Source organism: Nocardia sp. NPDC056000 (genome assembly GCF_042269265.1).
Lineage (GTDB): Bacteria > Actinomycetota > Actinomycetes > Mycobacteriales > Mycobacteriaceae > Nocardia.
The window spans coordinates 98,425-120,781 of sequence record NZ_JBHJXS010000012.1; the positions used below are offsets into that span (position 1 = coordinate 98,425).

Below are 22,357 nucleotides of genomic sequence, written 5' to 3' on the forward strand. Positions count from 1 at the left end.
TCGCGGTGTTCTTCGCCTACCGTGCCGCGATGAGAGGTCTCATCTCCACGCGGTAGCACCGCGATTCGTGCGACACTGCCGATATGACAAGGCAGGCCACGGTGACGGTGTACGCGGTGGGTGATACCGGGGCCACGGGCGAATTCCTCGGCGCGGCCACTCTGATCGAGCCGGAATTCGCACTCGCCGATCCACCGCTGAACCGGACACTCGCGGACAATCCGCAGGCGGTGCGGGTCGGCATCTTCGCCGCCGCGGGCGATATCGCGGAAGTCATCGATGTCGCGCGCGTCCGGGTGCTTCCCGACGCCCCGGACGTGGTGCTGCTCCAGCTCGCTGTCGTCTCGGCGGCTCCCGCGGTGGGAGTTCCGGTCGAGCTGCATGCGGACCCCACGGGTGTGGAGCTGTTTCCACAGCCGACCCGGGCGGAAATCATTGCCGCCGTACGCCGGGTGCTGGCAGCGGCCCCGCCTCCGCCGACGCCTGATTCGACCCCGCACGTCGCCGACGATCCGATTCGCTGGCTACTGCACCTCTTCGGCAACGACTGAACTCGCGGGTTCGCCTGCCCGGGCCGGAGTGCGCGGGACGAGCACCTCCCCGCGTCACCTGATCTGTGGGAAAATGCAGCGCATGAGGCGGCGGACTTCGGTGCGGCAGTGACCGATTCAAGGCGTTCGCCCGCCCTGCTGCGTCACCGGCTCGCGGATCTGGCACTCGTCGTCCTGGCGGGTGGCGTGGATATGGCCTTCTGGGGAGGAGATCATCGCGATCTGACCGGTAGTGGGCGTTTGCCGTCGTGGCTGGTGCCCGTGGTCGCAATCGGCCTGTGCGTGGCGCTGCTGTTCCGCCATCGGTTCCCGGTGCAGGTGTGGTTGCTGGCGTGGCTGCATACCAGCGCCAATCTTGTTGTCCCGGACTACTATCCGTTCACCTACCTGCTGATCGCGAACTATGCGGTGGCACGCCGCGCGCCCGCTCTAACCGCCCGCATCGTGCTCATCGCATCCGCCCTGCCGCTCGGACTGTTCAGCTACCGCTCGGCGCAATCGGCCGCACCCGAGCCGCACATCCGCGATTTCCTGGCGGCGGTCGTGATCTGGTCCATCATCCTTTCCGTCGCCTGGGGGTCGGGCCGGGTGGTGCACGCTCGTGAGCAACACGCGATCGCCGAGCGGGAACGCTTGACCGCGGAGGCCGAAAAGGAGCTCATCGCACAGCGATTGCGACTCGCGCACGAATTGCACGACAGCGTCACCGGTGCCGTGGCGGGCATGATCCTGCACGCCGGGGCCGCTCGCGCGCTCTGCACCGGCAGCGATCCCCGCGTGGAACAGGCGCTGGAGGTCATCGAACACGCGGGCGCACAGGCCATGACCGAACTGCATTCCATGCTGGGATTGCTGCGCTCGACCGAGCCGCCCGGCGCAGCTCCGGCGCGTTTCGCCGATGCCGAACGGCTGCTCGAATCCGCCCGGCACGCGGGCCTGCGGGTGCGCAGCGAGATCACCGGTACGCCACGGCCTTTGGATCCCGGTGCGGACCTGGCCGCCTACCGCACCGTCCAGGAATCGCTCACCAATGCGACCAAACACGCGGGCCGTGGCGCAGAGGTCACGCTCAGCGTCGCCTGGACTCCCGCCACCCTCGACCTGACGGTACGCAGTTCCGGTGGCAGCGCACCGTCATCCGCCGCCGCCCTCTCCGCCGGTACCGGCCTGCACGGCCTCCGCGAACGCCTCGACGCCTTGGGCGGCGAACTGACCTGCGGCCCGGAAGGCGACGGCTGGTGCGTGCACGCCAGCCTGCCCGCCGTGACGGGAATCCCATGACGATCACCGTGCTCGTCGCCGAAGACGAGGCACTCGTGCGCGCGGGCTGCGTCATGCTGCTCGGCACGGCCTCCGACATCGAGGTGACAGGTGAGGCCGGTGACGGCGAGGCCGCGGTAGCCGCCGTGAAAACCCTTGCACCCCAAGTGGTCCTGATGGACCTGCGTATGCCGATCCTGGACGGTGTCGCGGCCACCCGCGCGATCACCGCCCTCCCCGCCGCCCCCGCGGTCCTCGTCCTCACCACCTTCCGGGACGAAACCATGGTCCAGGAGGCGCTCGCCGCCGGCGCCAGCGGCTTCCTGCTCAAACAAGCCGCCCCCGCCGACCTCATCCAAGCCGTCCGCCGCTGCGCCGCCGGCGACGGCTGGCTCGACCCCAGCATCGTCGGCGGCGTCCTCGGTGCCCTCCGTCGCACCGGCCCCCGCGCCGCCACCGCCCCCACCACCCTCGCAACCCTCACCACCCGAGAACGAGAAGTCCTGGTACTCATGGCATTAGGCCGCTCCAACACCGAAATCAGCACCGAACTCTTCATCAGCGAAGCCACCACCCGCACCCACGTAGCCCACGTAATAGCCAAAACAGCCTCCCGCGACCGCACCCAAGCCGTAGTCCTGGCCTACCAGAGCGGCCTCATGAGCTGAGGTATGCGGGGCGTCGCGGATTCGTCCGCCACACCGAACGCCAAGCGGCGACCGCTGCCAGCGCGTAGGCGATGGTGATGGCGACCAGCACCGGCGGAGCTGTCCATCCCTGTTCGGGGCCCTCGATCACCGCGAAACGGATGGCGGCAAGCGCGGTGATAGCGATGCGCCAGGCCGATCTGGACGCCGTCGGCCCCGGCCTCATCGAAGCGATTCTCGCCGTGCCCGAGACCGCACGCCGCTGAACCTGCCCGGGGCGGCTACCGTCGTCCCATGCCAACTACCTTGCCCGAGAAGGCCGCCGCGGCGATCAACGGCGGATTGCTCGCCCATCTGGTCACCATCAATGAGGATGGGTCGCCGTATGTGCGGTGTGTGTGGACGCATGCCGAGGCCGATGCGCTGAGCATCGGGTCGATGAGCTTGGACAAGCGGTATGTGCGCAATCTGCAACGGGATTCGCGGGTGTCGATCTCCTATCAGTCGGGTGTGATCGATGCCCACGGGCTGGCCGAATACCTTGTCGCCGAAGGACATGCGGAAGTGGTCGAGGGCGGGGACGGGCGGGCTCTGCTGAATCGGCTGGGGAAGGCGTACATCGGTCCCGACGCGGATTTCCTCGCCGATCCGGCGGTGGGACCGGGACACCTGATCCGGGTACGACTGACCAAGGTCACCGGTGTCGGAGCCTGGCTGAACTGAGATCGCCGCCGGATATCCGGCGGCGATCAAAAGCCCTCAGCCGTGCAGGAATTCGTAGGTGCAGAACACCAGGCCGTCGCCGATCTTGCGGGTGTCGGCCAGACGCAGCGGTGTGGTGTCGCCGATTTCGTCGAAGAGGCGCTGGCCGGTTCCCAGCACGACCGGGAAGACGGTCAGGCGCAGTTCGTCGGCCAGGTGTTCGGCCAGCAGTGTGCGTACGAGCTGATAGCTGCCGTAGACCAGGATGTCGCCGTCCACCCGCCGCTTGAGCTCCGAAATCTCCTTTGCCGCATCACCGTTGAGGACGGTGGTGTTATTCCACTCCGGGTTCTCGAGGGTCGAGGACACCGCGTATTTGGGGAGTCCGTTCATTGTGTCCGCCCACTCGGGGCTCACCCGGACATCCGCGCCGTGCATCCGGGTTGCGAACCATTCGTAGCTGCGCCTGCCCAGCAGCAGTGCCTCGGCGTGCAGTACTTCCCCGGTCTCGTTGGTGGTCCACGCTTGCAGGTCCTCGACCGCGACGAACCGGTGGAACCAGCCGCCCGGCCCGAACCCTTCCTGGCCGTCCGGGTCCTGGACCACGCCGTCGAGGGTGGCATTCGCGCTGATGACGATCTTTCCCATTTCCGTACTCCTTTGAAATGCTGTCGGCTGTCACCGGTTCTGACGCCGACGCATCGGAAAAGGGGGCGCGGGGCCGACCGCCCCGTTCCCGCCTCGGCCGACGTCCATACCGCATGGAGCTGTACACAGGGAATGAGGCGGGAGTGCCGAGAACAGATCTGATGTCGAGGGCGCGGGCCGGTGACGGTGAGGCGTTTCGCGCGCTGACCGAGCCGCACCGTCGCGAACTACAGGTGCACTGCTATCGGATGCTCGGATCGTTCCAGGATGCCGAGGACGCGCTCCAGGACACCATGCTCGCCGCATGGCGCGGTCTCGAACGATTCGACGGACGCGCGTCGTTGCGCACCTGGCTCTACCGCATCGCCACCAACCGGTGCCTGGACGCACTGCGCTCAGCTCGCCGCCGCCCGGCGAAGCAGTGGGACATCCCGGGGATCGAACCGCCCGAACCCTCCGGACTCGGTGAAATCCATTGGCTGGAGCCATATCCCGATGCCCTGCTGGACGGCGCGGTCAGCGTGCCGCTCGGTCCCGAGGCGCGGTACGAGCAGACCGAGTCGATCTCCCTGGCCTTCGTGACCGCGTTGCAGATCCTGCCGCCGCGCCAGCTGGCGGTCCTGATCCTGCGCGATGTGCTCGGATTCCGTGCGAGTGAAGTAGCCGAAATGCTGGACACCACAGTCGAATCGGTGAAGAGCGCCCTCAAACGCGCACGTGCGAGCATGCGGGACACCACCCTCCCGGAGCGCCCGCCCGCCGAGGACGCGATCGTGGCGAAGTTCGTCAGCGCCTACGAATCCGCCGATATCGACGCCGTTGTCGCCCTGCTGACCGACGACGTCTTCATCTCGATGCCACCGCTCCCGCTGGAATACCAGGGTCGAGACAGCGCGGCGCGCTTCCTGACGTTCTTGTTCGGCCCGGCGAAGAGATTCGACCTACTGCCGACGCGAGCCAACGGTCAGCGGGCATTCGGGATCTACCGGCACACACCCGACGGCATCCACGCCGCCGGACTGCTCGTAATAGCCTTCGCCGACAACGGAATTCGAGCCATGACCGCCTTCGAGAACTCCGTCTTCGCCAATTTCGGCCTGCCGCAATCCCTCCCGAGCGCCCAACCGCCCGGTTTCCGTCATTAGTCCGCGCTTGGGATCTGATTGGTCGCGCCGCCCACCATCGGTGCCATGACAAAGAAATTCCTCGCCACCGCCGTCCTCGCCGCCGCGTCCGCCGCCACCATCCTGGGTAGCGGCACCGCCGGTGCCGACGACGTGCGTCAGATCTACTTCGCCTACGGCACCGACAACGGTTATGTCAGTGGCCGTCTCACCGGTTTCAGCCACGACAGCTATCGGGTCGACGCCCGCGGCGGTCAGGTCATGATCGTCGACGCGAACCCCAACTGGTCCGATGTCGTCGTCACGGTCACCGGCCCGACCGGCACCCTGTCCTACCAGAACCAGTGGACCCGAGTTGTCCTGCCCGTCAACGGTTCCTACCAGCTCACCGTGACGTCCCCGCATCACAACACCATCGACTACGGCATGAGCGTCAAGATCGACTGAATCCGTTCTTCAGCCTTCGCGGGCTGCGATCGCGGCTTGGATTCGCCGCAGTGTGCGCAGCCCCTTCTTCGCGGCGACGCTGACCATGCCGTCGAAGACCGTCGAACCCCGATCATCGGCCATCAGCCGTTCCAGCGTCGGCACGGCACGGTCATCGCCCGTCGAACCGAGCGCGACTGCCGCCCAATAGCGCTGGTTCGGATCGGTGCTCTCGGCCGCCTCGCACAGTCGCGGGATGATGTCCGGGGCGAAGGTGGACAGCGCGCTGGCGATATACCCGATGCGGTAGTATCGGCGATTCTCGAACTCATCCCAGAGCGCGGCGAGGGCCTCCTCGCCGCCGATCATCCCGAGCGATTCCGCGGCCCGTTCGCGCATCCCCGCGATCTGATCCCGCAGTACGGGCGTGAGCGCCGGGACCACCGACTCGTCCCCGAGGACCCCCAGCGCGATCACCGCCTGCTCCCGCGCTATCTCCTGCGGATGGTCCAGCAGTGCGATCAATCCGGGAACAGCATCGTGGAACCCGAGCGCCGCACACCCCATCGCCGCCCACGCCTGGCAGTTGTACCGCGTGTCGCCGAGCGCGGCGAGCAGCGGTTCGCGCAAGGTCTCGTCCCCGAAGACCTCCGCCCGGTTCAAGGCCAGGCTGTACAGCGTGCGATGGGAGCCCGAATAATCGCGCACTAGCGCCCGCAGCGTCTCCCGAGCCGACGCGTCACCCTCAGCGGCCCGATCGAGCAAAGCTCGTAGGTTGTCCTTGCGGGTCTCTAGATCACCGTCTTTGAGGCGGCGCGTATCTGCTGGGTTCACTGCCCAACGGTACCCGCCGGTACACCGAGGTCAGATGGGCAGGCAGGGGTTGTCATTGCCCGGGACCTGCTTCACGCTGCCGGTATTCAGCCCGATCAAGCAGGCGATCACCGCCGTGATGGCGAACGGGGCCGCCGCAGAAGCGGTGATCATCCCCGAGTCCCAGTCGATGCCGAACGCGCTCGACCCCGAATTCGGCGCGGCGACAGGGGTTTCGGCCGACGGCGCGGCTTGCGCGGTGGCGGCGGTGGTGACGGTTCCGGCGATCGCGAGCGCGGCGACGATGGCGCGGATTCGAGTGCGGCCGAGCGATGCTGACATTGGTGAAACCTCCGGAAAGTGATGACTACGGCCGGAGCCTATTCGAAATAACTCCATTTCAGATGACTTCCCGCGCCCCGAGAAGCTGGGGCATGACCACTGTCGATTCGACGTGTCGCGCGTAACATCGTGAGCCGCAGGCGCAATCGCGGGAAGGACATGCCGGTGGGCAGCACACTCGGTGCCGGCGAGTCCTTCGCGGGATACCGCATCGAACGACCCCTTGGCGCGGGCGGGATGGGCGAGGTATACCTGGCCCGCGACCGTGACCTACCGCGATTCGTGGCATTGAAGATCCTCAAGGGGAACGGGGATGCGGAGCTGGCGCGCCGCTTCCTGCGCGAGGCGGAGGCGATGGCCCGCCTCGATCATCCGAATATCGTCACCGTGCACGCGCGCGGGGAGACGGCCGGGCGGTTGTGGATCGCCATGACCTTCGTCGAGGGCGGTGATCTGGCCGGTGTGCTCGCCCGCGGGCCGATTCCACTGCCCACCGCCGTGCGCATCCTCGCCGAAGTCGCCGACGCACTGGACTATGCGCACGGCCGGGGCATCGTGCACCGCGACATCAAGCCCGCGAACATCCTGCTGACCGAAACCCGCGTGCTGATAACCGATTTCGGCATCGCGAAGACGCTCGACGAGAGCATGCAACTTACGAGCGTGAGCCAGGTACCCGCGAGCTTCCAGTACGTCGCCCCCGAGCGGTTACTGCTGGACGCGACGGTCGACGGCCGCGCGGACGTGTATTCGCTGGGCTGCACCTTCTTTCAGATGGTGACCGGCTCCGTCCCGTACCGCGGCGCCGACCTGCACCAGCTGATCGCGGCACACCTGCAAGCCCCGATCCCTGCCGTGAGCCGCCGAAACCCGCTGCTCCCAACAGCATTGGACGCGGTGCTCACCCGGGCACTGGCCAAGAATCCCGCTGACCGATACGCCACCTGCGAAGAGTTCGCCCGTGCCGCCGGACGGTGCCTCCGCACCTCGCCACCCAACTCGGTCCCGATTACCGTCCGTCCTCCCCGTACCGCGGGTCCCTCGCTCCGCGGCTACCTCCGAAGGCACCGGCGTCGGACGATAGCGGGAGCCGTTGTGGCCGTGGCGATTCTGGGAACCACGGCGGCCGTTCGCGGCTGGGATGACTCGTCAACCGGCGGTGCACCCGCAGTCGTGACCATCGCCGTCGGGCAGAGCCCCAACGCGATCGCCGTCGACCCCGCCGCGCACACCGCCTACGTCACCAACGGCGCGGCGAACACCGTCTCGGTGCTCGACCTCGTCACTCGCACCGTCACCGCGACGATTCCCGTCGGGAAGTATCCGAACGGTGTGGCCGTAGATTCCGCGGCGCACACCGTCTATGTCACCGACGGCCGCGATAACGCCGTCTCGGTCATAGACACCGTCTCGCGCGCGGTCACCGCCAGCATCCCGGTGGGGCGGAACCCGACCGGCGTGGCCGTGGATCCCGATATCCACACCGCCTACGTCACCGGCGGCAGCATCATGGGAAGCCCTGGCGACAACAGTGTTTCGATGATCGACACGGTCGCGCATACGGTCACCGCCACGATTCCGGTCGGGAAGAACCCGAACGGCGTGGCCGTGGATACCGGTGCCCACACCGCCTACGTCGCCAATGGCGACAGCACCGTGTCGGTGATCAATCCCGAGGCCCAGGCCGTGTTCGCGATCGTTCCGGTGAGCGGTGGGGCGCTGGCCATCGCCGTCGACTCCGGATCGCACGCGGCCTATGTCGTGGGCGGTGCGCACGAAAACTATGTCGTCTCGGTGCTCGAGCTCGCTTCCCGCAAGGTCACCGCCACCATTCCCGCCGGGGACCTGCCGATCGCGGTGGCCCTGGACCCCGGCACCGGCAGCGCCTACGTCGCCAACAATGCCGCACTCACCGTGTCGGTGATCGACACCGGCAGGCGCACGATCACCAGCACTCTTCGCGTCGGCCAGGGCCCACAGGGTGTGGCGGTCGATCCCGCCACGCACACCGTCTACGTCGCCAACCTGGGCGACAGTACGGTGTCGGTGCTAACTCGCTGATTGCAGAAATAGTGAATTGCATACCTTGCGGAATTCTTCAGCAATCAACTGTGATTCATCCGCGCCGCAGGTAGCGTCTCGGCACGCCAAGGCTTTTGGCGATGCGGGAAAGGAATGATCATGGCCAATATGGAAGTTGCGCTCAAAGACATGATGCTGCTGGATGGTGCGCTCGGTGCCGCCGTCGTCGACTACGGCAGCGGTATGGCGCTCGGCACCCTCGGCGGTTCGAAGAATTTGGACCTGGAAGTCGCCGCGGCGGGCAATACCGAACTGGTGCGTGCGAAGCTTCGCACGATTGACCAACTCGGGCTGAATGAAGAGATCGAAGACGTCCTCATCACGCTCGGCAGCCAGTACCATCTCATCCGGCCGACGCGTGGTCGCAGGGCCGGCGGTCTGTTTCTCTATGTCGCCCTCGACCGCCAGCGCGGCAACCTGGCACTGGCCAGGCATCGGCTGAAGGACATCGAGGAAGAGCTCGAAATCTGATTCACCTGGCGGAAAGGGTGGCCACGTAATGCCATCGATGCAGCGGCCGCTCTATCAAATGAAGGCTGAGTTCTTCAAAACACTGGGCCATCCCGTGCGCATTCGCGTTCTCGAATTGCTCAGTGTGCGTGCGCACGCGGTCTCGGAGCTGCTGGAGGAGATCGACGTGGAAGCGGCGAATCTCTCCCAGCAGCTGTCGATTCTGCGGCGCGCCGGTTTGGTGCGGGCTTGCCGGACCGGGCTCTCGGTTACCTACGAGCTCACCTCGCCCAAGGTGGCGGAGCTACTCGCGGTGGCGCGCGCGATCCTCACCGGTGTGGTCGCCGACCAGGTCGAGGCGCTGGGATAGCGCACGACCACACCCGGGCCGAACGTCAGCTCTCGGCCGCGACGGCGGTGGCCGAACGCACCGGCGGCAGACCGAGGTTGTCGCGCAATGTGTTTCCGGTGTACTCCGTGCGCAGCGCGCCGCGATCCTGTAGCAGCGGCACCACCCGATCGACGAATTCGTCCAGCCCCGACGGCACCAGATTTGAGCCGAGAATGAACCCGTCCGAGCCGTCATTGCTCACGAAATCGTCGATCTGCTGCGCCACCTGCGCCGGGGTGCCGACCAGCGGACCGCGTTCGAACTGATCGATGACGGCCTCGCGCAGCGTCAGCTTCTTCGCCTCGGCGACATCGCGCAGCCGCTGCGCGGTCGCGAAGCGATCCTGGTGCACGAACGCGCGGCCCTGAATGATCGGCGGCGCATCGGGATCCGGATCGATGGCGGGCACCGGACCCTCCGGATCGTAGGCGGACAGATCGCGATTCCAGATCTGCTCCAGCAGGATCAGCGCGGTCTGCCCGGTGACCTGCTCATTGCGAATCGCGTGATACTTCTCGATCGCCTCGGCCTCGGTGTCACCGAGTACGAAGCTCGCCGACGGCAGGATCTTGATGTCGTCGGCCGAGCGCCCGGCCGCCACCGCGCGCGCCTTGATATCGCGATAGAACTCGGCCGCCTCCGGCAGCTTGCCGTAGGGGGAGAAGATGGCGTCGGCGTTCGCGGCGGCGAAGGCCCGGCCCTGCGGTGAGACACCGGCCTGCAGGATCACCGGCCGTCCCTGCGGGCTGCGCGGGACGTCGAAACGTCCGGCGATATCGAATTGACCGCTGTGGAAGGCGAATTCACCGGCCTCGGCGCGAGCCAGGAATCGGCCGGATTCCCTATCCGCCGCCAGATCGTCCTCGCGCCACGAATCCCACAGCGCGCGAACGGCATTGAGCGTCTCCTCGGCGCGGGCGTACCGATCGGCGGGCGCGAGATAGCCACCGCGCCGGAAGTTCTGCCCGGTGAACTCGTCGAAGGAGGTGACGACGTTCCACGCCGCGCGACCACCGGACAGATGATCCAGGCTCGCGAATTGCCGTGCCAATTCATAGGGTTCGTTGAACGTGGTGTTGATGGTGCCCGCCAGCCCCAGGTGCTCGGTGACCGCGGCGAGCGAGGCCAGCACGGTGAGGGTGTCCGGGCGGCCGATAATGTCCTGATCGAAGATCTGCCCCGCGCGCTCGCGCAGGATGAGTCCTTCGGCCAGGAAGAAGAAGTCGAATTTGCCGCGTTCGGCGGTGCGCGCGGTGTGCTCGAAGCTGTCGAAGTCGATCTGGCTGCCGGCCTCGGGATGCCACCACGCGGTGCTGTGGTTCACGCCGCCGAGGTATGCGCCGAGGATGACCTGCTTACGGGATGTGCTCATGGATGGCCTCGCTCAGGCGTTCGCGTATCGATTGGGGACGGTGGTGGGCAGTCCGAGCAGCCCGCGCAGGGTGGTCTCGGCGTAGCCGGTGCGGAACACGCCGCGCTGTTGCAGTACGGGCACGAGTACATCGGCGATGGTGGTGAGATCGTCGACTGCGACACCGGGCCGCAGGCGCACACCGTCGATCCCGGCGTCCTGCCAGGCGGCGAGCAGATCCGCCAGATCCTCGGCGCTTCCGGCGAAAACGGCTGCATCGGAGACGAATTCGCGCCCGGCGAGCTCGTTGAGACGGGCCAGCCGCTCCGCCCCGGTGCCGTCGCCGTTATCGAGGAATACGACCAGATCGGCATACACCCGCAGCGGTTCGCCATCGCGCCCGACCCGCTCGGCGGCCTCGGCGACCTGGTGCACGATCGGTGCGGGACCGTCCTCGCGCGTCGGGGTGACGAACACCAGATCCGCACCGCGAGCGGCGAATTCGTAGATGAGCGGCGCGTGCGCCAGTGCCGTCACCACGGGCTGCCCCTGCGGCGGTCGCGGGGTGATGGACGGGCCCCGCACGCTGAAGTACTTCCCCTGGAAATCGACGTAATGCAATTTGTCGCGATCGATGAAACGCCGGGTGGCGACATCGCGAATCTCGGCATCGTCCTCCCAGCTGTCCCACAGTCGGCGCACCACCTCGACCGCATCGGTCGCCTCATCGAACAGTTCGTGCACCGCATGCGGGAATCGGCCGGTGGCCACGGCCTCGGCAAGTTCGGCGGTGCTGAGGTCGGTCACTGTGCGCCTGCCGAAAAGCGCTGCCTCCGAAGCGGTTCCGGATACCCGTACCTGCCATCCGGCCCGCCCGCGCGAGGTGAAGTCCAGGGTGGCGAGCGCCTTGGATACGTGAAACGGTTCGGTATGCGTGGTCGTCACCACCGGAATCAGCCCCAGGCGGCTGGTCACCGGCGCGAGCCGCGCGGCGATCAATTCGGCGTCGAGCCGGGCGTGCACGCCGTCGTCTCCGGATGCGTGCCGCGCCCCCAGACCATCCTCGATGGTCACGAAATCCAACAGCCCCCGCTCGGCGATGGCGGCGAGATCCGCCCAATACCGGGCATCGAACAGTTCGGCAGGACGTGAGTTCGGTTCCCGCCAGGCCACCGGATGCCAGCCCGCCCCGTCCAGGGCCACGCCCAGGTGCAATGGTGTCGATGCCATAGGTTTCCCGTCCTCGCTCGCAGCCCGCCGATCGGCGTACGTACTCCCCAACCTTGTCGATGCCCCGCATCCGGCCAACAGTTGCGATCAGGTTGATCCTGCGGAAATAGCCGGGCGTGGACTCAGCGGGCAATCAGCCCCCGTCGGGAGCGCAGGGTGTGATCCGCCGCCGAGAACAGGCGATCCACCAGCAGGCCGATGGCCATGATCACGATCATGGTGGCGAGCATTTCCACCGAATCACTGGTCTGCCGTGCGAAATCCAGCCGCACACCCAGTGACGGATGATTGCCGATGATGACCAGCAGCTCACCCGCCATCAGGCCCCGCCACGCGAACGCCCACCCCTGTTTGAGGCCGGTCACGAAGGCCGGGAGCGCGGCGGGCAGCAGCAGGTGCGCGTACCAGGAGACGCCGCGCAGGCCGAGCACCTGCCCGGCACGCAGCAAAGCCGGTGGCGTGTGGTCGATTCCGCTGATCAGACCGTTCGCGATGGATGGCGCGGCACCCAGCACAATGACGAACAGGATCGCGGATTCACTGAGCTTGAACAGCAGGATCGCCAGCGGGAACCAGGCGATCGCGGGCATCGTCTGCAATCCGGTGATGAGTGAGCCGACCGCTATCCGCAATGGCCGGGGCCGAATCGCGATGACGGCCAAGACGATTCCCGTGCCGATGGACAGTGCGAAGCCGACGGCCGCGCGGCGCATGGTCAATCCGAGGCCCGCCCAGAATCCGGGATCGGTCAGATCCCGCCAGAGCCGGGGGAGCACCTCACTGGGTCCGGGCAGCACCCACGGATCCTTCCACCCGCTGAGCACGACCAGTTCCCACAGCCCGACGGCCAGCGCCGCGGCGGCGAGCGCGGGCCAGGTCGCGCTCCAGATCCGACTGAGTAACCCGATTCGCCTGTCGGGCAGGGTTTCCAGCGCGTCGAGCGCCCGCAGTTGACTATCGGCGTCCATATCGCCCCACCTCCGAGCGCAGTCGATCGGTGATATGCGCCGCCAGCACGGCCACCTCCGGTGAATCGATGCGCCGGGGCCGCGTCAACGGCACCTCGTACTCCTCGATCACGCGACCGGGGCGACTGGACAGCAGGATCACGCGGTCACCGAGCCGAACCGCCTCGCGCACATTGTGTGTCACGAACACCATGCTCAATTCCCGCTCACGCCAGATTCTTTCGAGCTCGTCGTGCAGCAGGTCCCTGGTCATGGCGTCCAGCGCCGCGAACGGTTCGTCCAGCAGCAGGATTTCGGAGTTCTGCGCCAGCGCGCGGGCGATGGCGGCGCGCTGCCGCATCCCACCCGAGAGCTGATGCGGTCGTCGATCGCCCGATCCCTCGAGCCGGACTATCCGAAGCAGTTTGGTGATGCGCCGCGCCCGAGCCGCTTTCGGTATTCCGGCGGCCCGCAGCGCCAGTCCGATATTGCCCGCCACGGTCAACCACGGGAACAGCGCCGGATCCTGGAACACCAGTCCGACGCGCGCCGAAGCGGTGTCGATCGTCCCCGAGGTGGGTGCGTCGAGCCCGGCGATCATCGACAGCAGGGTGCTCTTCCCGCATCCGGAAGCCCCGAGCAGGCAGACGAACTCGCCGCGCCGCACGGTCAGCGACACCTGATCCAGCGCCGAAGTCGCCATGCGCCCCGAACCGTATGTCTTGGAGACGTTCTCGACCCGCACGGCCGCATCGAGACGCACCGTCGCGGCGGTCATGAACCGGTGAAGAACAGCGGGCTGGTCCACACATCGTGCCCGTCGCTCTGGCGGGCGTGCAGATACAGTGCGCTGTCCCCGGCCGGGAGCCGGACGGCGAATTCCCCGGTGAGCACGCCGGGCAGGGGATCGGCGGTGATCCGTTCGACGGTGAGATGCAGTCCCGCACCACCGAATTCGCGCCGCACCGGACCGTTCGCGAGGTCATCCCATGCCACGCTGAAGCGTTCGGTGCGCGAATCCTCGTCGATGGTGGCCTCGATATCGAGCACCGCGGCCTCCGCCCGGTCGAGTCGCAGCACCGTCCCGTGGTCACCGCCGAACGTCGCTCCGGCCCAGTCGATTCGGTTGCCCTCGACGGCGAGCACCTCTTCCGGATGCACATTCGCCCACGGCTGCGCGTCCCGCACGCGTGCCCCGTCGACCAGGACCCGTCCCCGCCAGGACGCCCAGCGGTACCGGTCGCGATGGCGCGCGCCACCCCACCGGATTCGGACCAGATCCGGTGCGTACCCGGTCTCGGCGTGCAGATCACGGTGTCGCAGTGGACCTTCGGTATCGAAGATCGTCAGCTGTTCCCACGCGCCTTCGGCGTAGAGGGCATACGACACGGTGATCTCGTCATCCGTGCGTACCCGCTCATCGCCCATCCACTGCTCACCCGAACGCAGCAGTGCCACCGCGCGCGCCCCGGTCGTCGCCCAGGTTCGGCGTGCCCGCAATGTCGTACCGACCGCGGCCCGGGTCAATTCGGGAGCCAGTACGCCGGTGAGTCCGCCGCGCCCGCCGAAGATATTGGCTCCCGGAGCCCCACCGCCCGGACGGCCGCGATGCTCATCGCTGTTGGCGCTGACGCCGACCCGCAGCCCCCGGCGCATCGCATCGCGCAGGAACCAGGAGCCCGTGCCCCAGGCCGAATGCACTTCGATGAGCCGTTCCAATTCGGGGTGATGCCAATCGAGAATCGCGCGGCGACCACCCAGGTGCGGCATCAGCAGATAGTCCTGTGGCCGTGCGGCATAGGCGTCGTAGAGTTCGGTGATGGGCCAGTGCTCCGGTGTGGGCGCGCGACTGGTCATCGAATCGTGCCATTCCAGGGATCTGGCCAGCGTCGTGTCCTCGCCCAGATAGATGACATTGTGATCGCCGCCCACCGCCGAATTGCCACACCATTCGACCCCGGGCAGGCATACGAAGCTGCCGTCGGCGCTGACCTCGCGGCACAGGGCCACCACCTCGCGCCACGCGTGATCGGTGACCTGAAAGTCATTGGCGGTGTAGCCGAGTACGTCCAGTCCGCCGATCTCGCGGCCGTAGGCGAAGTTGTAGGCGCTGTCCTGGGTGCCGACGGTGTCATCGGAGTGCACGTGCAGATCGGCGAAATAGGCGCGCTCACCCGGAAATTCGGCCACCACGTCAACCGTGTCGGTTTCGGTGAACCGCTGTCCGCCGGGAAGTGTCGCGGTTACGGCGAGATCGTATGCGCCGACCGTGACCGGGGGAAGTTCGAGAGTCGCGGCGGCCCAGCCATTCTCGGGAAGCGATATCGAGGCGGACCAATCCCCGGCTTGCGCTTCGATGCGAGCCGGGGCGTCCTTGCTGACGTTTCCCCAGACGTCCTCGAGATGCACCCGCAGCGGCGCGGGGGCACCGGCGCGCACCAGCCGGGGACCGGCGACGATCAGCCGCTCCGGCGGCCCGGCCGCGATATCCACGCGCAGATCTTCGACATGCCCCATCCGGGAGGTGCCCAGCACATCGGCGTACAGCCGGAAGGTGAACCCGTCCTCGACGAAGGTCTGCACCCGGGTGCCCGGCCCGCCGAAGCGCCGATCGCCGAGCCGGATGACGATCTCATCGCCCGGCCGCACGAAACCGTCCTCCAGGTGAATGAGCAGCGCCTTCTGATACGGCCGCTCACCGCCTTTCACGTCATAGCGGGTGTGCAGTCGGCGCACCGTGGCCAGGCTGTCCCCGGCCGCACCGCCGATATCGCTGCGGTGAGTGAGTTCGGCTGTGGCGTAATCTCTTTCACCCGGCTCGGTGGTTTGCAGATCCCAGTCCGAGTAGTACTTGAAGCAGAGCTTGAGCCATCCGCTGTCCGCGATGCCGGAGCTGCCAACGGTGTACCGCAGGACGAGTTCGGTGACCTCGCCCGCGACGAGAGTCTCGGTCGAGGTCTGCAGGGTGCCCAGAAACGGCAGTGCCGCAATGGCTTCGGTGACCTTCCGGCTGACGGCGGCATCACCGCAGTCGTGATACCGGGCTCCGGACTGTGCGCGCGGGGTGATCATTCGGCCACCGCCGACTTGCCTTCGGCCCGAAGCGCCGTATTGAGCGGACCCAGGTCCGCGAGCCCCGCGAGGTCACCGCTGGCCAGTACGCCCACCTCGGCTCCGCGCCGCGCGTACTCCTTGACCGTGCCCAGCAGTGGATCGACGGTGAACGTCATATCGGACCAGGCCGCGGCCAGATCCGCCGCGCCCAGCCGAGCGCCGTTGATCTTGGCGATGGCGTCATTGGCACGACGGCTCGCCTGTTCGGGATCGGCGTTCACCGCCGCGGTCTCCTTGACCAGGCCGCGCAGCAGCGCCGCGACCGCATCCGGGTGCGCCTTCATGAACGCCGACCTGACCAGCAAATTCGTCGTATTGAACTTCCCGTCCGGCCACAGCGTCCGCTCATTGACCAGCACATGCGCGCCCTTGCTCACCAGCAGCGCCGCGTACGGCTGCGGCACCCACGCGCCGTCGATCGCCCCGGCGGCATAGGCGGCCGCGGTCTGCGCATTGTCCTGCGGGACGATATGCACATCCCCGTCACCGGCCGTACCCGTCTGAAAACCGTTCTGCCGCAACCAGTACCGCAGTGCGATATCGGGAGCGCCGCCGAGCGCGGGATCGGCGATGGACTTGCCCTTCAGATCCGCCACGGTCTCGATGCCCGGGCGCACCACCAATTGCGCGCCGCCCGAGGTGGCCCCGGCGATGATGGCGACATTGCCCTTGGTCTTGAGGAAGGCGTTGACCGCGGGCGTGGCTCCGATGAATACCGCGTCCACCGCATCGGACAGGATCGCGGTGACGGCGGGCGGGCCCGAGGTGAATCGCGCCGCCTCCAGGGTCGCCGAACTCCCCAGCGCCTGCTGGAAGGTGCCGTCCTCGACTCCGAGGATCGCGGTGGCATGGGTGAGGTTCGGGAAGTAGCCGAGCCGGAGCGTGACCGGCCCCGCATCCTCGGAATCGGTGGTGCAACCGGCCAGCGTGGCCGCGAGGACCACCGCGAGGACCGCGAAACGTGAAGCGGGGCGGAACAATTCGATACTGCTTTCCTCGACGCCGCGATCGCGGCGGACTGTGCTGCTGTGGAGCACCGAGATTTCCACGGCCCGATTCATGCGTCAAAGACATAGAAACGCTAGGAGTTATCACTGTGATTGAATAATCGGGTGGAGCTCAGACAGCTGCGGTATTTCCTGGCCATCGCGCGCACCCGCAGTTTCAGCGCGGCCGCGGCCAGCGAGTTCGTCGTGCAGTCGGCGCTGAGTCAGCAGATCCGCAAGCTGGAGGATGAGCTCGACGTCAAACTGTTCGATCGCACCACGCGCTCGGTCCGGCTCACCCGCGAAGGCGAACATCTGCTCCCGCTGGCCGAGCGGGCGCTGGCCGGAATCGATCTGGTCGCCACCGAGGCCGCCGGACTGCGCGGGCTGATCAGCGGGCATATCGCGGTCGGCATGATGGAATGCCCGCCGCTCACCCTGGATATGGCGGTACTGCTCTGCAATTTCCACGCCCGCTATCCGGGCATCGAGGTGGCGCTGCGCAGCGGCGGCAGCGATCGGATGGTCGAACAGATCCACACCGCCGAACTCGATCTCGCCATTCTCGGTCTACCGCCGAAACCGTTGCCCGCCAAGCTGATCGCGCGGGAACTGCTCACCGAGGATCTGGTCGGCCTGATCACGGTGGACCATCCGCTCGCGGGTCCGGTGACCGCGCGGGCGCTGGCCCACACGCGTTTCATCGACTTCCCGCCGGGCTACGGCCTGCGCGAACAGGTCGATCAATGCTTCGCCGGGGCGGGTATCGACCGGCATGTCGCGTTCGAGGTCGTGCGGGTCGAGGAAATGATCCGATTCGCCGCGCTCGGTCTCGGCGTCGCGGTGCTGCCGCGCTCGATCGCGGTGGCGGCCGTGCGGCGACCGGACGGCCCGCGAATTCTGGAGATCACCGGTGCGGACCTGCGCCGCACCGTGGCGGTGGTGCACCGGCACGATGGTCCGAGTTCGCCTGCGGCACGGCGCTTTCTGGAATTCGTCACCGATATGCCGACGGCCGCCGGGAAATAGCGATTCGCGCGAACGCCCGGTTACCGCTAGGGTCGGCGGTGACAGCGTATAGGGTTCCGCGCGCACACCGCCTGAACGACAACACAATCAGGTGTGGGTGGACTGGACCGAGCTACGCCTCGGTGGACGGCAACCTGCCGGCCGCCGACATCTGAAGGGATAAAAGCCTGGAGGACTCCTATTGTGCTACCCGAAAACTCAGGTGGTACCGAGTAGAGAGTCCCGCCAATGGTTTTCGCTTCGTCCGTTCCCGCCAGTGCCGGCGTTCCGGTCGCCGTTCTCATTGCGGTGCTGGTGGCCGCGGTCCTGCACGCGGCCTGGAATGCCATCGCGCACTGGATTCCCGATAAGGCCGCCGCGCTGACGCTGGTGCCACTGGGCTGTGTGCTGTGTTCGATTCCCATGATTCTCTTTGCGGCAGCGCCTGATTCGCGCAGCTGGCCGTATCTGGCGGCGTCGTCGGTGCTGCACATCCTCTACAACGGACTGCTCATGCTGTCCTATCGTTTCGGCGATCTCAGCCAGACCTATCCCTTGGCGCGCGGTACTGCGCCCCTGGTGGTGGCGCTGGTCGCGGCCATCGCGCTGGGCGAGACGCCCGGCCCCGGGCAGCTCGCCGGGGTGCTGCTGATCTCGATGGGCCTCGGGTTCCTGGTCTTCTGGGGCCGCCGCGATAATCCGAGCCGCCCGGCCGCGATCGGCGCGGCCGTCACCACCGGTCTGGTGATCGCCGCGTACACGGTCGTGGACGGCACCGGAATCCGGTTGTCGCACAGCACACTCGGCTATATCGCCTGGCTCATGCTGCTCGGTGAGGTCACGATGCCGGTGCTGGTCTTCGCCTGGATCGGACCGAAGCTGTGGCCGCGCGTGCGGCCGGTATGGCATATCGGCCTGCTCGGCGGTGCGCTCAGCGTCGCGGCCTACGGACTGGTGCTGTGGGCGCAAACCCGCGGTGCGCTGGCCTCGATCGCGGCGATGCGGGAATCGAGCATCATCATCGCGGCGGTGATCGGCGCGGTCTGGTTCAAGGAGGGCTTCGGCAAGCCCCGAATCCTGGCCACCTGCGTCGTCGCCGCGGGTATCGCGGTCATGGTCCTGACCTGAGACGGCCGGTCCATCGGGAGGAGGATGGACCGGCCGTTCGGACTGCGCACGGCTAGTGGTGCTGCAGCCTCTCCTTCATCTCCTCGTTCATATCCTTGATCCCCGAGCGCGCCTGCTGGGCTTCACGCTTCATGCCGTCGCCCAGCCGGTCCATATCGCGCTTGGCATCATCGGCCATGCGGTCCATGCCGTCGGCCATGCGCTGGCCCTGGTCCTTCATGTCCTGCTTGACCTTGTTCGCCATCTGGCCGGGTTTTCGGCCTTTGCGGTCAGACATTCCAACCTCCGCGTCGGTAGGTTTCAGGTCCGAACTACGAGATGGGAGTGCGGGTGAGAACCCGCATCCGTCGAGTCTCCGAGCGCTGTCGAGCGTCCTTCGAAGTCTGCGAGGGTCGCCGACAACCGGATCCAGCCTGCTGCCGATGGGTCCGCGGTGTCAACCTTTCTGGCGAAAACAGGTCGCTCACCTCGGGGACTTGAACGGACGTCCGGTTTTATTTGCTCCCGTATTGCCCGAGCTTCGCAAATTCGCGGGTGATCGGGGTAACGGACAGACCGAAAGGTCCGAAGGAAGGGCATCGGGATACAACGTCTGGAAGTGAATTCATAATGTCGGCAAGGACATTCACGGTGGTGGCGGCCGCCGTAGCAGCAGTCGCGCTTTGCGCACCGTCGGTCGGCGCGGAACCTCCCACGACGACTCCGCCCGCCCCGGGCCTCGGGTTGGGTGTCGATCTCAATGGCGGTGGCAACGTCGGGGCGAACCCCGGCGGGAACGGTCCGGGGGCGAATGCGGGTCTCGGCCTCGGGGTCGACGTACAGGCCGGTGGCGGCGGTCTCGGCGTCACCATTGCGCCTAGCGTCGGTGCGAACGCCGGGGGAGGGGTGCAGGCCGGTGGCGGTGCCCAGGCGGGCGGCGGCGTCCAAGCCGGTGGAAATGCCGGTGGTGGCGTGCAGAGCGGCGGCGGTGTGCAGGTCGGCGGCGATGCCAATGGCGGCGTCCAAGGCGGCGGTGATGCCAACGGTGGTGTGCAGACCGGCGGTGGCGTTCAGGTCGGCGGTGACGCCAATGGTGGTGTGCAGACCGGTGGCGGCGTTCAGGTCGGCGGTGACGCCAACGGTGGTGTCCAGACCGGCGGTGGTGTGCAGGTCGGCGGCACCGGCAACGGTGGCGTGCAGACCGGAGGCGGTGTGCAGATCGGTGGCACCGCTGGCGGTGGCGTCCAAACCGGTGGCGGAGTTCAGGTCGGTGGCACTGCCGGTGGTGGTGTGCAGACCGGTGGGGGTGTGCAGGTCGGCGGGAACGCGGGCGGCGGTGTGCAGACCGGCGGACTCGGCGGCATCGATCTGATCGCCGTCGGCGCGGCGGCCGCGGGACCGGACACGGTGTACGGCATGGCGATTCCGGTCGGCGCGACCACCGGTATCCCCGGCGGCACGGCCGTCACCGATAAGACTCCGGCGGGCGGATATGTCATCCCCAAGGGCGCACCGGAGACCGGAGCGGGCGGTATGGCGTGCGTCGTGAGCGCGCGATGAGCCGAAATATCAAGGGCGCGGCGAGGATTCGGCGGACTCCACTCGCCGCCCTGATCGCCGCGCTTGCGGTTATCGCCGCACTGATCACCGGGTGCGGATCAACCGAGACTACCGCGGCCTCGACCACGACCGCCGCCACGCCCGCCAAAGTGCAGACGGCGGCATCGGTCACCCGGTCCACGCCGGTCTCGTTCGATATCCCCTCGATCAAGGCATCGGGTTCGCTGATCTCGTTGGGGCTCAACGCCGATGGCACGGTGCAGGTGCCCGCGGACTATCAGCAGGCGGGCTGGTATCAGCAGGGTCCCGCGCCCGGTGAGCAAGGTTCGGCGGTGATCCTCGGCCATGTCGACTCCTATAAGGGCGAAGGAGTCTTCTTCTCTCTCAAGAAGGTCAAAGCGGGCGACATGATCGATGTGAAGCGCGCGGACGGTAAGACCGCGCATTTCAAGGTCACCGATGTGCGCATGTATCTTAAATCCGAGTTTCCGGACCAGCTGGTTTATGGTCCGCGCGGCGGGGCTACCCTCCAAGTGGTCACCTGCGGAGGCGATTTCGATCAATCCGCCAAGAGTTACCAGTCCAACGTGGTGGTGTTCTCCTCACTCGATTCGGTCACCTAGCGATCGTTTTCGGCTGCAAGGTGCAAATGTACTTTCATTTGTCGTTTGCAGGTGTCGTTGTCGAGGACCTCTGGTGCCGACTAGCTGACGGGTTGTGCCACAAAGGGATTCGAGGGAGCAAAGTGCTCGCATCTCATGACAGTTTTGTGGGTGCGGCCCCGCGAGGCCGCTGTCCAGTCCGCCGCGCAACCTGATGAGGAAGTTGGCTGCCGGCGTACCCCGTTTGCGTATGGAGGCGAAACCAGAGCATGACGGCATCCGAAGAGGAGCGGCAGATCAGCGAGCTCGTCGCCCGGCTGGCCGCTAAATTCCCGCATTTGACGGCGCGGGTTGTCGGTGAGGAAGTGCGCGGAATACACCGCGACTTCGAAGGGCATCGGGTTCGGGAATTCATTCCGCTGTTGGTGGAGCGAATCGCCGAACGGCAGTTGAGCAAGCGAGTGTCGTACCGTTCGTCCGCGAATATCGGGGACCCGCTATGGAATCGGGCGCAACCCTTATGCCCGGTCTTCCGGTGGTGAATTCGCTCAGCGCGCAGCCGAGTTCGACACGCCGAAGCCGCAGGTCGGGAAACCTGCGGCTTTTTCTATCGGCGACTTTCTATCGGTGACTACTGAAGTCGCTTGGGTTCGATAGCCGCGGGGAGTCCGCGCAACTGCGCGAAATCCGGACTCTCCTCCCAGCAATCCATGAGCAGCCGCGGCGTGGTGTGGTGTTTGACGTGGTCGCTGTGCACTGTCGACCCGAAGATGGTCAGGCTCGTGATGGCGGTGGCGGCGCAAATGCCGCCCGCGATCAACGCCCAGCCAGCGTATCCACTTGCGGCAGCGGCCAAAGCCATTGCGCAGGTGCCGAATGAGACGAGTATCGAGGTGTAACCGAACCAGGCGGCGAAACTGTTCCGTCTGACCCAGCCTGGGTTATGGGGCATCCACCCAGCATACCGACATATGTGATCTACGGCACTCCGAGTTTTCCGGGGGCGATTACGATAC

26 protein-coding genes are annotated in these 22,357 nt (G+C 66.7%); 14 read left to right on the forward strand and 12 right to left on the reverse strand.

The features are described 5' to 3' along the window. Positions 1-83 precede the first annotated feature (83 nt). The 3 genes from ACFC4D_RS32190 to ACFC4D_RS32200 all read left to right on the forward strand — a co-directional run bounded on the left by ACFC4D_RS32190 (position 84) and on the right by ACFC4D_RS32200 (position 2,479). Positions 84-551 carry a hypothetical protein gene (locus tag ACFC4D_RS32190; protein ID WP_376068799.1) on the forward strand — a complete coding sequence of 156 codons (468 nt, stop codon included), beginning with the start codon at positions 84-86 and terminating at the stop codon, positions 549-551. A gap of 108 nt (positions 552-659) precedes the next feature. Beyond that, the gene (locus ACFC4D_RS32195; protein ID WP_376068801.1) at positions 660-1,832 is read left to right on the forward strand and encodes a sensor histidine kinase; all 1,173 of its coding nucleotides are present in this window, start codon (positions 660-662) and stop codon (positions 1,830-1,832) included. Next, a complete protein-coding gene (locus ACFC4D_RS32200; protein WP_375953894.1) occupies positions 1,829-2,479 on the forward strand; it encodes a response regulator in 651 nt (216 codons plus the stop codon). Before ACFC4D_RS32195 ends, ACFC4D_RS32200 begins: the two co-directional genes overlap by 4 nt. Here the strand turns inward: ACFC4D_RS32200 and ACFC4D_RS32205 are convergent. Then, the gene (locus ACFC4D_RS32205) at positions 2,469-2,684 is read right to left on the reverse strand and encodes a hypothetical protein (protein WP_376068803.1); all 216 of its coding nucleotides are present in this window, start codon (positions 2,682-2,684) and stop codon (positions 2,469-2,471) included. The two genes, ACFC4D_RS32200 and ACFC4D_RS32205, sit on opposite strands and share 11 nt — an antisense overlap. A 68-nt stretch (positions 2,685-2,752) precedes the next feature. On the opposite strand from ACFC4D_RS32205, the gene ACFC4D_RS32210 reads away from it, so the two are divergent. Beyond that, complete coding sequence (locus ACFC4D_RS32210) at positions 2,753-3,181, forward strand: pyridoxamine 5'-phosphate oxidase family protein (RefSeq protein ID WP_364631908.1); 429 nt, start codon at positions 2,753-2,755, stop codon at positions 3,179-3,181. 36 nt (positions 3,182-3,217) lie between these two features. On the opposite strand, the gene ACFC4D_RS32215 is transcribed toward ACFC4D_RS32210, so the two are convergent. Further along, the gene (locus ACFC4D_RS32215; protein ID WP_376068806.1) at positions 3,218-3,808 is read right to left on the reverse strand and encodes a dihydrofolate reductase family protein; all 591 of its coding nucleotides are present in this window, start codon (positions 3,806-3,808) and stop codon (positions 3,218-3,220) included. Positions 3,809-3,969: 161 nt separating this feature from the next. On the opposite strand from ACFC4D_RS32215, the gene ACFC4D_RS32220 reads away from it, so the two are divergent. Both ACFC4D_RS32220 and ACFC4D_RS32225 read left to right on the forward strand, forming a co-directional pair. Beyond that, positions 3,970-4,953: a sigma-70 family RNA polymerase sigma factor gene (locus ACFC4D_RS32220; protein ID WP_376069121.1), complete on the forward strand. Its 984-nt coding sequence runs from the start codon at positions 3,970-3,972 to the stop codon at positions 4,951-4,953. A gap of 45 nt (positions 4,954-4,998) precedes the next feature. Beyond that, the gene (locus tag ACFC4D_RS32225) at positions 4,999-5,379 is read left to right on the forward strand and encodes a hypothetical protein (protein ID WP_364631916.1); all 381 of its coding nucleotides are present in this window, start codon (positions 4,999-5,001) and stop codon (positions 5,377-5,379) included. A gap of 9 nt (positions 5,380-5,388) precedes the next feature. Here the strand turns inward: ACFC4D_RS32225 and ACFC4D_RS32230 are convergent, their stop codons facing one another. Both ACFC4D_RS32230 and ACFC4D_RS32235 read right to left on the reverse strand, forming a co-directional pair. Beyond that, entirely contained in the window at positions 5,389-6,192 is an 804-nt protein-coding gene (locus tag ACFC4D_RS32230; RefSeq protein ID WP_376068808.1) for a HEAT repeat domain-containing protein, read from the reverse strand. Between the two features lie 30 nt (positions 6,193-6,222). Beyond that, positions 6,223-6,513, reverse strand: a complete 291-nt coding sequence (locus tag ACFC4D_RS32235) for a hypothetical protein (RefSeq protein ID WP_376068810.1) — start codon at positions 6,511-6,513, stop codon at positions 6,223-6,225. Between the two features lie 165 nt (positions 6,514-6,678). Between ACFC4D_RS32235 and ACFC4D_RS32240 the strand changes: the two genes are divergently transcribed. The 3 genes from ACFC4D_RS32240 (at position 6,679) to ACFC4D_RS32250 (ending at position 9,415) form a co-directional block, all read left to right on the forward strand. Beyond that, positions 6,679-8,574, forward strand: coding sequence for a serine/threonine-protein kinase (locus ACFC4D_RS32240; protein WP_376068812.1), 1,896 nt, complete (start codon positions 6,679-6,681; stop codon positions 8,572-8,574). A 120-nt stretch (positions 8,575-8,694) separates the two neighbouring features. Beyond that, complete coding sequence (locus tag ACFC4D_RS32245; RefSeq protein ID WP_375953873.1) at positions 8,695-9,066, forward strand: hypothetical protein; 372 nt, start codon at positions 8,695-8,697, stop codon at positions 9,064-9,066. Between the two features lie 28 nt (positions 9,067-9,094). Next, positions 9,095-9,415, forward strand: a complete 321-nt coding sequence (locus tag ACFC4D_RS32250) for a metalloregulator ArsR/SmtB family transcription factor (protein WP_364631925.1) — start codon at positions 9,095-9,097, stop codon at positions 9,413-9,415. 25 nt (positions 9,416-9,440) lie between these two features. Here ACFC4D_RS32250 and ACFC4D_RS32255 read toward each other — a convergent pair whose 3' ends face one another. The 6 genes from ACFC4D_RS32255 to ACFC4D_RS32280 form a co-directional block, all read right to left on the reverse strand. Beyond that, positions 9,441-10,808: an NtaA/DmoA family FMN-dependent monooxygenase gene (locus tag ACFC4D_RS32255; RefSeq protein WP_376068814.1), complete on the reverse strand. Its 1,368-nt coding sequence runs from the start codon at positions 10,806-10,808 to the stop codon at positions 9,441-9,443. Between the two features lie 12 nt (positions 10,809-10,820). Further along, positions 10,821-12,017: an LLM class flavin-dependent oxidoreductase gene (locus ACFC4D_RS32260; protein ID WP_376068816.1), complete on the reverse strand. Its 1,197-nt coding sequence runs from the start codon at positions 12,015-12,017 to the stop codon at positions 10,821-10,823. A 122-nt stretch (positions 12,018-12,139) separates the two neighbouring features. Beyond that, positions 12,140-12,985 (reverse strand): ABC transporter permease, encoded by an 846-nt coding sequence (locus ACFC4D_RS32265; protein ID WP_376068818.1) that lies wholly within the window; start codon positions 12,983-12,985, stop codon positions 12,140-12,142. Then, entirely contained in the window at positions 12,972-13,709 is a 738-nt protein-coding gene (locus tag ACFC4D_RS32270; RefSeq protein WP_376069123.1) for an ABC transporter ATP-binding protein, read from the reverse strand. Before ACFC4D_RS32270 ends, ACFC4D_RS32265 begins: the two co-directional genes overlap by 14 nt. Before the next feature lie 29 nt (positions 13,710-13,738). Beyond that, positions 13,739-16,036, reverse strand: a complete 2,298-nt coding sequence (locus tag ACFC4D_RS32275; RefSeq protein ID WP_376068820.1) for a hypothetical protein — start codon at positions 16,034-16,036, stop codon at positions 13,739-13,741. Beyond that, positions 16,033-17,139: an ABC transporter substrate-binding protein gene (locus tag ACFC4D_RS32280; RefSeq protein ID WP_376068822.1), complete on the reverse strand. Its 1,107-nt coding sequence runs from the start codon at positions 17,137-17,139 to the stop codon at positions 16,033-16,035. The genes ACFC4D_RS32275 and ACFC4D_RS32280 overlap by 4 nt, the downstream gene beginning before the upstream one ends. Positions 17,140-17,190: 51 nt before the next feature. Between ACFC4D_RS32280 and ACFC4D_RS32285 the strand changes: the two genes are divergently transcribed. Both ACFC4D_RS32285 and ACFC4D_RS32290 read left to right on the forward strand, forming a co-directional pair. Next, positions 17,191-18,093, forward strand: coding sequence for a LysR family transcriptional regulator (locus ACFC4D_RS32285; RefSeq protein ID WP_376068824.1), 903 nt, complete (start codon positions 17,191-17,193; stop codon positions 18,091-18,093). Positions 18,094-18,321: 228 nt separating this feature from the next. After that, complete coding sequence (locus tag ACFC4D_RS32290) at positions 18,322-19,200, forward strand: DMT family transporter (RefSeq protein WP_376068826.1); 879 nt, start codon at positions 18,322-18,324, stop codon at positions 19,198-19,200. A 52-nt stretch (positions 19,201-19,252) separates the two neighbouring features. Here the strand turns inward: ACFC4D_RS32290 and ACFC4D_RS32295 are convergent, their stop codons facing one another. After that, positions 19,253-19,477, reverse strand: coding sequence for a hypothetical protein (locus tag ACFC4D_RS32295; protein ID WP_364631935.1), 225 nt, complete (start codon positions 19,475-19,477; stop codon positions 19,253-19,255). A gap of 332 nt (positions 19,478-19,809) precedes the next feature. On the opposite strand from ACFC4D_RS32295, the gene ACFC4D_RS32300 reads away from it, so the two are divergent. The 3 genes from ACFC4D_RS32300 to ACFC4D_RS32310 all read left to right on the forward strand — a co-directional run bounded on the left by ACFC4D_RS32300 (position 19,810) and on the right by ACFC4D_RS32310 (position 21,883). After that, positions 19,810-20,739: a hypothetical protein gene (locus ACFC4D_RS32300; protein WP_376068828.1), complete on the forward strand. Its 930-nt coding sequence runs from the start codon at positions 19,810-19,812 to the stop codon at positions 20,737-20,739. Then, positions 20,736-21,362: a class F sortase gene (locus ACFC4D_RS32305; RefSeq protein ID WP_376068830.1), complete on the forward strand. Its 627-nt coding sequence runs from the start codon at positions 20,736-20,738 to the stop codon at positions 21,360-21,362. The genes ACFC4D_RS32300 and ACFC4D_RS32305 overlap by 4 nt, the downstream gene beginning before the upstream one ends. A gap of 248 nt (positions 21,363-21,610) precedes the next feature. Next, entirely contained in the window at positions 21,611-21,883 is a 273-nt protein-coding gene (locus ACFC4D_RS32310) for a three-helix bundle dimerization domain-containing protein (protein ID WP_364631943.1), read from the forward strand. 89 nt (positions 21,884-21,972) lie between these two features. Here the strand turns inward: ACFC4D_RS32310 and ACFC4D_RS32315 are convergent, their stop codons facing one another. Further along, complete coding sequence (locus ACFC4D_RS32315; protein WP_364631945.1) at positions 21,973-22,293, reverse strand: hypothetical protein; 321 nt, start codon at positions 22,291-22,293, stop codon at positions 21,973-21,975. Between the last annotated feature and the right edge of the window lie 64 nt (positions 22,294-22,357).

Excerpts from the sequence above, each read along its gene's own strand:
- ACFC4D_RS32190 (WP_376068799.1), top strand. The coding sequence starts at position 84 with ATGACAAGGCAGGCCACGGTGACGGTGTACGCGGTGGGTGATACCGGG.
- ACFC4D_RS32200 (WP_375953894.1), top strand. The coding sequence starts at position 1,829 with ATGACGATCACCGTGCTCGTCGCCGAAGACGAGGCACTCGTGCGCGCG.
- ACFC4D_RS32205 (WP_376068803.1), bottom strand. The coding sequence starts at position 2,684 with ATGAGGCCGGGGCCGACGGCGTCCAGATCGGCCTGGCGCATCGCTATC.
- ACFC4D_RS32210 (WP_364631908.1), top strand. The coding sequence starts at position 2,753 with ATGCCAACTACCTTGCCCGAGAAGGCCGCCGCGGCGATCAACGGCGGA.
- ACFC4D_RS32215 (WP_376068806.1), bottom strand. The coding sequence starts at position 3,808 with ATGGGAAAGATCGTCATCAGCGCGAATGCCACCCTCGACGGCGTGGTC.
- ACFC4D_RS32220 (WP_376069121.1), top strand. The coding sequence starts at position 3,970 with ATGTCGAGGGCGCGGGCCGGTGACGGTGAGGCGTTTCGCGCGCTGACC.
- ACFC4D_RS32225 (WP_364631916.1), top strand. The coding sequence starts at position 4,999 with ATGACAAAGAAATTCCTCGCCACCGCCGTCCTCGCCGCCGCGTCCGCC.
- ACFC4D_RS32235 (WP_376068810.1), bottom strand. The coding sequence starts at position 6,513 with ATGTCAGCATCGCTCGGCCGCACTCGAATCCGCGCCATCGTCGCCGCG.
- ACFC4D_RS32245 (WP_375953873.1), top strand. The coding sequence starts at position 8,695 with ATGGCCAATATGGAAGTTGCGCTCAAAGACATGATGCTGCTGGATGGT.
- ACFC4D_RS32250 (WP_364631925.1), top strand. The coding sequence starts at position 9,095 with ATGCCATCGATGCAGCGGCCGCTCTATCAAATGAAGGCTGAGTTCTTC.
- ACFC4D_RS32255 (WP_376068814.1), bottom strand. The coding sequence starts at position 10,808 with ATGAGCACATCCCGTAAGCAGGTCATCCTCGGCGCATACCTCGGCGGC.
- ACFC4D_RS32260 (WP_376068816.1), bottom strand. The coding sequence starts at position 12,017 with ATGGCATCGACACCATTGCACCTGGGCGTGGCCCTGGACGGGGCGGGC.
- ACFC4D_RS32265 (WP_376068818.1), bottom strand. The coding sequence starts at position 12,985 with ATGGACGCCGATAGTCAACTGCGGGCGCTCGACGCGCTGGAAACCCTG.
- ACFC4D_RS32275 (WP_376068820.1), bottom strand. The coding sequence starts at position 16,036 with ATGATCACCCCGCGCGCACAGTCCGGAGCCCGGTATCACGACTGCGGT.
- ACFC4D_RS32280 (WP_376068822.1), bottom strand. The coding sequence starts at position 17,139 with ATGAATCGGGCCGTGGAAATCTCGGTGCTCCACAGCAGCACAGTCCGC.
- ACFC4D_RS32290 (WP_376068826.1), top strand. The coding sequence starts at position 18,322 with ATGGTTTTCGCTTCGTCCGTTCCCGCCAGTGCCGGCGTTCCGGTCGCC.
- ACFC4D_RS32295 (WP_364631935.1), bottom strand. The coding sequence starts at position 19,477 with ATGTCTGACCGCAAAGGCCGAAAACCCGGCCAGATGGCGAACAAGGTC.
- ACFC4D_RS32300 (WP_376068828.1), top strand. The coding sequence starts at position 19,810 with ATGTCGGCAAGGACATTCACGGTGGTGGCGGCCGCCGTAGCAGCAGTC.
- ACFC4D_RS32305 (WP_376068830.1), top strand. The coding sequence starts at position 20,736 with ATGAGCCGAAATATCAAGGGCGCGGCGAGGATTCGGCGGACTCCACTC.
- ACFC4D_RS32310 (WP_364631943.1), top strand. The coding sequence starts at position 21,611 with ATGACGGCATCCGAAGAGGAGCGGCAGATCAGCGAGCTCGTCGCCCGG.
- ACFC4D_RS32315 (WP_364631945.1), bottom strand. The coding sequence starts at position 22,293 with ATGCCCCATAACCCAGGCTGGGTCAGACGGAACAGTTTCGCCGCCTGG.